Annotated in this window: 5 protein-coding genes; all 5 read left to right on the top strand. The window is 35.1% G+C overall.

All coding sequences use genetic code 11. The features are described 5' to 3' along the window. Positions 1–131 precede the first annotated feature (131 nt). Positions 132–1304 (top strand): 2-isopropylmalate synthase, encoded by a 1173-nt coding sequence (locus BD809_RS15010; RefSeq protein WP_148783803.1) that lies wholly within the window; start codon positions 132–134, stop codon positions 1302–1304. A gap of 25 nt (positions 1305–1329) precedes the next feature. After that, positions 1330–2712 (top strand): 3-isopropylmalate dehydratase large subunit, encoded by a 1383-nt coding sequence (gene leuC / locus BD809_RS15015; protein WP_148783804.1) that lies wholly within the window; start codon positions 1330–1332, stop codon positions 2710–2712. A gap of 1 nt (position 2713) precedes the next feature. Continuing rightward, entirely contained in the window at positions 2714–3301 is a 588-nt protein-coding gene (gene leuD / locus BD809_RS15020; protein ID WP_148783805.1) for a 3-isopropylmalate dehydratase small subunit, read from the top strand. Between the two features lie 59 nt (positions 3302–3360). Then, complete coding sequence (gene leuB, locus BD809_RS15025; protein ID WP_148783806.1) at positions 3361–4476, top strand: 3-isopropylmalate dehydrogenase; 1116 nt, start codon at positions 3361–3363, stop codon at positions 4474–4476. A gap of 671 nt (positions 4477–5147) precedes the next feature. After that, complete coding sequence (locus BD809_RS15030; protein ID WP_148783807.1) at positions 5148–7931, top strand: YobI family P-loop NTPase; 2784 nt, start codon at positions 5148–5150, stop codon at positions 7929–7931. Positions 7932–8068: the final 137 nt, after the last annotated feature.

Raw genomic sequence — 8068 nt, forward strand, 5'->3', positions numbered from 1 at the left:
CTAATCAGAATTCTATCTCTTTAACATTCCCAAAATATAAATTCGTAAGACAAAAAAGAAATATACAAGGTAGTATTTTAAGAAAGTTTACTGCCACTGAAACCCTAATAATAGATAATCCCATAAGACATATGAGTACTGATAAAGTTCAAATTTTTGATACCACCCTACGAGATGGCGAACAAGTACCGGGTTGTAAATTAGATACTGCTCAAAAACTGGTAATTGCGCAACAATTAGATTCACTGGGAGTGGATGTTATTGAGGCAGGTTTTCCCGTATCGAGTCCCGGAGATTTTCAATCGGTATACGAAATCGCAAAACTGGTTAAAAACGCAACGGTTTGCGGACTTACACGGGCCGTAAAGAATGATATCAAAGTAGCAGCCGAAGCTTTGCAATTAGCAAAACGTCCCAGAATTCATACGGGTATCGGAACCTCTGATTCTCATATAAAATATAAGTTTAATGCTACGCGAGAGCAGGTGATCGAACGTGGTATCGCCGCAGTCACCTACGCCAAATCTTTTGTTGAAGACGTTGAGTTTTATGCAGAAGATGCCGGACGTACCGATAACGAGTTTCTTGCACGGGTGTGCGAAGCCATGATCAAAGCAGGCGCTACCGTACTCAACATTCCGGATACAACGGGCTATTGCCTACCCGAAGAATATGGACAGAAAATTAAATATTTAAAAGAAAACGTCAAAGGAATCGATAAGGTGATTTTGTCGTGTCATTGCCATAATGATCTTGGATTAGCTACAGCCAATTCGATTGCTGGTGTCTTAAACGGCGCCCGACAGATTGAATGTACAATCAATGGGATTGGTGAACGTGCCGGTAATACTTCGTTAGAAGAGGTTGTCATGATCATGAAACAACATCCATACCTGGATCTTAGTACGGGTATTAATTCTCAATTATTATATGCAACCAGTCAAATGGTTTCTGATCATATGGGAATGCCTGTACAACCAAACAAAGCTATTGTTGGAGCCAATGCCTTTGCACATAGTTCGGGCATACATCAGGATGGTGTCATTAAAAACAGAGAAACCTACGAAATCATGGATCCTGCCGAGGTAGGAGTCACTGAATCCTCTATTGTACTTACTGCCAGAAGCGGAAGGGCGGCACTCGCCTATCGTGCTAAAAAAGTGGGTTATGAATTAACAAAATTACAATTGGATGAAGTCTACTGTGAGTTTTTAAAGTTTGCAGATAAAAAGAAAGAAATTAAAGATACCGACTTACATCATATTATGAAGAGAACTAATGTTGCGATTGCTGCTGTAGCATAGTAATGTATATGTTATAAGAAAAATTATGAAAAAAACCTTATTTGATAAAGTATGGGATGCGCATGTAGTCAAAAAAATAGAAGACGGTCCCCAAATTTTATATATTGACAAACACCTGATTCATGAAGTAACCAGTCCGCAAGCGTTCAACGAACTTGAACAACGGTCTATTCCTGTGTTTAGACCTAAGCAAATTGTTGCGACTGCAGATCATAACACACCAACAATCGATCAACATCTCCCTGTTAAGGATGAGATGTCTCGTAAACAATTGGCACAACTCGCTGTAAACTGTGAGAAAAATGACATTCCATTGTATGGCTTAGGACATGAATATAATGGTATTGTCCATGTCATGGCCCCCGAATTGGGGTTTACCCAACCGGGAATGACCATCGTATGCGGAGATAGTCATACCTCTACGCATGGTGCTTTTGGCAGTATTGCATTTGGTATTGGTACCAGTCAGGTGGCTCAAGTTTTTGCCAGTCAGTGTTTATTATTACAAAAACCAAAGAGTCTACGTGTCAATGTTAATGGCACGCTCCGACCCGGAGTGTTACCCAAAGATGTGATTCTTTATATTATCTCCAAACTGGGTACCAATTCGGGTACTGGATATTTCTGCGAATATGCAGGTAATGTGTTCGAAGAAATGAGTATGGAAGGCAGAATGACGGTTTGTAACATGAGTATTGAGATGGGTGCTCGCGGCGGAATGATCGCGCCCGATGCAACTACCTTTGACTATGTAAAAGGACGACCATTTGCACCTCAGGGAGCAGCTTTTGATAAAAAAGTAGCCTATTGGAAAACCCTTGCTACAGATACCGATGCCGTTTTTGATCAGGAATACCATTTTGATGCCGAAGATATCGCTCCGATGATTACGTATGGAACCAATCCGGGGATGGGAATCAAAATTTCCGAACCTATTCCGCAGGATACATCAAAAACATTTGAGAAGTCCCTGGACTACATGAATTTCAAAAAAGGACAATCTCTGATTAATCAAGCTGTCAATTATGTGTTTATAGGCAGTTGTACCAACAGTCGTATCGAAGATTTCAGAGTGGCTGCGCAGTATATCAAGGGCAAACAAAAGGCATCCAATGTAACTGCCTGGTTAGTGCCCGGCTCACAACAAGTTGCCCAACAAATAAAGGAAGAAGGCCTTAACGAAATATTTGAAAGTTCAGGGTTTCAGTTACGTCAACCGGGTTGCTCTGCCTGTCTTGCCATGAATGATGATAAGATTCCCGAAGGCGAATATTGTGTCTCTACCTCAAACAGGAATTTTGAAGGGCGTCAAGGGCAAGGTTCGAGAACCATTTTAGCGAGTCCGCTGGTGGCTGCCGCAACTGCAGTTCACGGAAAAATTATTGATATCACCAAACACCTCAACTAATATGGAGCCTTTTATAAATATAACCTCGACAGCGATCCCCTTACCGATTCAAAATATCGATACAGATCAAATCATACCGGCGCGTTTCTTAAAAGCAACCACACGAGAGGGTTTTGGCGAAAATTTATTTAGAGACTGGCGTTATGAAAAAGACGGAAGCGTAAATACAAGTTTTCCGCTTAATAACATTAACTATCGCGGTCAGATCTTGGTGGCCGGAGATAATTTTGGATGCGGTTCCAGTAGAGAACATGCTGCCTGGGCACTCCATGATTATGGATTTAAGGTTGTCATCTCTAGTTTTTTCGCAGATATATTTAAAGGGAATGCTTTGAATAACGGGGTGTTACCGGTACAGGTTTCGGCTGCATTTTTAGAAACCCTGTTACAGGCAATTGAGCAAGATCCTAATACGGTGATTGAAGTAGACCTTCAGCATGAAAAAGTAACATTAAAAGCTACCAATGCTTCCGAACACTTCGAAATAAACAGTTATAAAAAAACCTGTATGATTAATGGATATGATGATATCGATTTTCTGCTAAGCAATTTAGCCGCTATCGAAACTTTCGAAGAAACAAAAAATTAAAAAGGAGAAATTACAGCTTAGAGCTGCCTTGTGTACTTCTAAGCATAAAAAATTACGTTATGAAATTAGAAATTGCTGTACTCGCGGGCGACGGAATCGGCCCAGAAGTCACTGCTCAAGCGATCAAGTCGCTTGAAGCCATTGCCCATAGTTTTGATCACACCTTTTTGTTTAAAGAAGGACTTGTCGGTGCTATTGCTATTGATAAAACAGGCGATGCCCTACCGCAGGAAACTTTGGATCTGTGTGCTGCGACAGACGCTGTGCTGTTTGGTGCTATCGGGGATCCTAAATATGATAACAATCCCGGATCCAAGGTACGACCTGAACAAGGACTCTTAAAACTACGAAAGGAACTCGGATTATACGCGAATATCAGACCGGTAAAAGCCTATCCTACCCTGCTGGAGCATTCGCCATTAAAACGACACATCATTGAAGGTACGGATATCGCAATCTATCGTGAGCTTACCGGAGGCATTTATTTTGGAAAGAAAACGCTGAATGATGAAGGTACGGTAGCCTCGGATCTGTGTGAATACTCAAAAGAAGAAATCGAGCGTATCGCACATTTGGCGTTTAAAGAAGCCTTAAAAAGAAAAAAAAAATTGACCCTAGTGGACAAAGCAAACGTACTGGAAACTTCGAGGTTATGGAGAAAAGTGGTTACCGAGCTGGCCACGGCATATCCAGAAGTGCAACTGGATTTTATGTTTGTCGATAATGCAGCCATGCAATTGATTTTGAATCCAAAAAGTTTTGATGTGATCCTTACTGAAAACATGTTTGGAGATATCTTATCCGACGAAGCGAGCGTTATTGGCGGATCAATCGGATTATTAGCTTCTGCTTCTATCGGAGATAAATTCGCTATGTTTGAGCCGATACACGGATCCTATCCACAAGCTACAGGAAAAGGTATCGCCAATCCCATTGCGGCGATTTTGTCTGTGGCTATGTTGCTACGACATTTTAATTTGAATGAAGAGGCTGCAGTTATCGAGCAGGGTGTTGAAAAAGCATTGGAGTTACATATTACCACTCCGGATTTAAACAGTCATCAACCTTTGTCCACACAGAAAGTGGGAGATTTTATTGCCGATTATATTACAAACCCTTTTGATACAAATGTGAATTTTGAAAATATACATGTGGGGCAATCCACGATCATTTAGTTTTTTATTACATCCATGTAATGTGTTTAGAAAAGCAGTCTTGTGTTACGTCAAGGCTGCTTTTTGTTTATGGAGGTAATATTATAAAGAGAGATAAACTCCCATTAAAGGATTTACTATGCTATTAATTTTAGCCAGTTTTTTGGGATTCGTTGCACTCACTCCGGTGACACCAAGTAGCTTCGCAGGGTCATACAAACTGCTCCCTGCAGGTGGCACTCTCGCTCCATGGTGATAATTTCACGCTCCGGCCGCAATGGATGACTGAAAACGCTCCCCGGAGCATTGTTTATGGTTGCAGGAGTGGTTCTTACCCATCCCGGAAGCCATTAAACCATCGCAGGACGGGTATATACCTGCGCCGGAGACTATCCAAGCCTCGCAGGATGCGTATTAAGAACCCCAGGAAGCCTAAAATCGTCCCAGGATCACTATCTATAGGCTGTGAAAGCGTTTTGCCGCGTCATCATCTTAGGTGAAGTTATTCTCCTTTGATATAGAAAGAGGCATGGACTCAAATATTTTATGTAGTTTAGTAACATTAAAACCAAATCCCCACCCCAGTTGGTAACTTTTTAAGTTGCCTTTTAGTAATCGTATAAGAGAAATAAAGGACATATATTCTTTATACAATTGTTAGGCACAATACCCAAAAAAACTGAAACCAAAGAATGAATAAGAAAAATTTGCTAAACATTTTAAAGAAATTCATTGATTGGTTAACTCATTATCATCTAAGATTTTCAAAAAACAAATCTGAATCATTATCATACAACTCATTATCACCAACTGATAATGCTGAAAACATAGATTACTACATTGAATCTCTAAATTGGGCTCTTTTAAATAGAAATAAGATTAAAAACATAGCTATTTCAGGGCCCTATGGGTCAGGAAAAAGTAGTGTGATACAAACTTTTCAAAGAAAAAATCATAATAACGATTTTAGATTTTTAAATATTTCTTTAGCCACATTTAAAGAAATTAATATTGATAAAGCTACGCCTGAAAATGAAGAATTATTAAGATTAATTGAGTTAAGTATATTACAGCAGTTTTTTTATCACGAAGAAGATAAGAAAATACCAGATTCACGATTTAAAAAAATTAAATCACACAGTAAATGGTTCCTTAGATTTCAAACCATTGGTTTTATCTCATTTTTAATATCTTTTCTATACTTAATTTTTCCAAAGTTTTTAGCAAAATTTTCTTTGATTAATATTACACCAAACTACCAAAATTTGGTTCATTCTATTGCGGTAATAATTATTGCTTTAGGCTTATTATTCTTCCTTTTTAAAGTGACACGAATTATTAAAAGCGTTGTAATCAAAAATCTAAGTGTTAATAATGCTACGATCGAAATTGATGACAATATCAGTAAATCTATTCTTAACAATCATCTTGATGAAATTTTATACTTTTTTGAAGTCACTAAATACAACACCGTAATAATAGAGGATATTGATCGATTTGAGCAGACAGAAGTTTTTACGAAGTTGAGAGAACTTAATTTACTGATAAACAATTCTAAAAAAACAAAAGAAGATATTGTCTTTATCTATGCCATTCGAGACGATATGTTTAAAGATAAAGAAAGAACAAAGTTCTTTGACTTTATGATTCCAATAATTCCAGTTATCAACTCTTCAAACTCGAGTGAAAAATTATTAAAAATCATAAAAGAAAATCATTACAAAATATCAAATGATTTAGTTAGTGACATTTCTCTATTTATTGACGATATGCGATTATTATTTAATATTATGAATGAATATCATATTTATTCAAATAGTTTAAATTCTAATCTAAACCAAGACAAACTTTTATCAATAATTGTGTATAAGAATATGCATCCAATTGATTTTACCGATTTAAGTAATAACAAAGGTTCTCTTTACGAAACTTTATCAAAAAAGCAATTCTACATTCAAGAACAAAACAAAAAGGTTGATTTAAAAATTGAAACAATAAACGAAAAAATTAAGGAAGTCGAAAATGCTAAATTGATTGATATTAAAGAGTTGAGAACAATATATCTATCTAAAATTGTAGAAAACATATTACAAACCAATCCAAGTCATCCATTTTTTAAATTTTGGATAAACAATCGAATTGTTAATTTGACACAAGCAACAGAAGAAGAAAATTTTAACGCCATTATTAATTCAACTAGATTACAATACATTTATAATCAAAGCCAACAATATAGACAGAACTTTAATTTAAATTTCAATTCTATAGAAAAAGAGATTAACTCTGTTCATACATACAAAGAAAGAGAAGAACTAATTGCATCTAAAAATAAGCTAGATGATTTTAAACAACAGATTGAAGAATTGGAAGAAAGTAAAAATCGAATTAAAAAGCACCAAATAAAGGAGTTAATATCAACCAAAGAAATTGAAGTTGGAAATCAAGAAAGCAAGCAAAATGAGCTCATAAATATTTTACTAAGAAATGGATATATTGATGAAAGTTATCTTGAATATATATCCATTTTCTATGAAGGTAGTTTATCTAAAACTGATTATCAATTCTTGATAAATATCAAAACTCAGAAAAGTTCTGAATTTGATTTTAAACTTAATAAAATTGATAATCTGATAAAAAAAATAAATCAAGTAGAATTTGAAAAAGAATACATTCTCAATTATTCTTTACTAGATTTTCTACTTTCAAACAATAAACATAAATTAAAGATTAATCTAATTTTCGAGCAGTTAAAAAATGAATCTAAGAAATCAATAAGTTTTATTGATGGTTTTGTTGATTATTCATCAAACGCTGAATTGTTTATTAAAACTATCAGTAAAAAATGGACTAATATTTGGCATTACATAGAGAGCGAATCTAACTTTTCCGAAGACAAAAAAAAGAAATATTTCAAGTTATTAATTGAACACTCAGACACAAATGATATCAAAAAAATATTCGCTAATTACAAATCGACTATTTCAGAAAATAAAGATTTTTTAAACTTATTAAAAAATCAAACTAAAATAAAAGATGTTATTGAAATACTAGATATTAAATTTAAAGATATTTCCAATTCATCACCAAAAGAATTACTTGAATTTATTTATTCTAATAACTACTATTCAATCAATACTTCAATGGTAAAAAATATTCTTTCTTTTAATAATGCATTCAATTCAAAGTTATTTAAAGAAAAGAATTATACATCGATTAAAGAATCTGGAATAAAAAGTTTGGTCGAATACATAGACACGAACATAGATGAATACATCACTTCTGTTTACCTTGATTTGAAAATTGAACCAAATGATATAGAACCTTTAGAAAACCTTTTAAACAATATGGATATTTCCATAGAAAATAAAGGTTTTATAATAAACCAGTCAAAAACTAAAGTTGAAAATATCGATGATATTAAAAGATTAAATGTAAAAAATATTTTGCTAAAGGATTCTAATGTAGGCTTCCCCTAATTAGAACTGCTTATTTTTCTAAAACTTTTATAAAGTTATTATTTTTAATTCTTGTTTGGCTAGCCAAACAAGAATTAATTTCGGCATATTTTACTGGAGAGATTTTACCAAGTGCATCATGAGGCCTGTGATTATTA

This window comes from Aquimarina intermedia (assembly GCF_008124785.1).
Classification (GTDB): domain Bacteria; phylum Bacteroidota; class Bacteroidia; order Flavobacteriales; family Flavobacteriaceae; genus Aquimarina; species Aquimarina intermedia.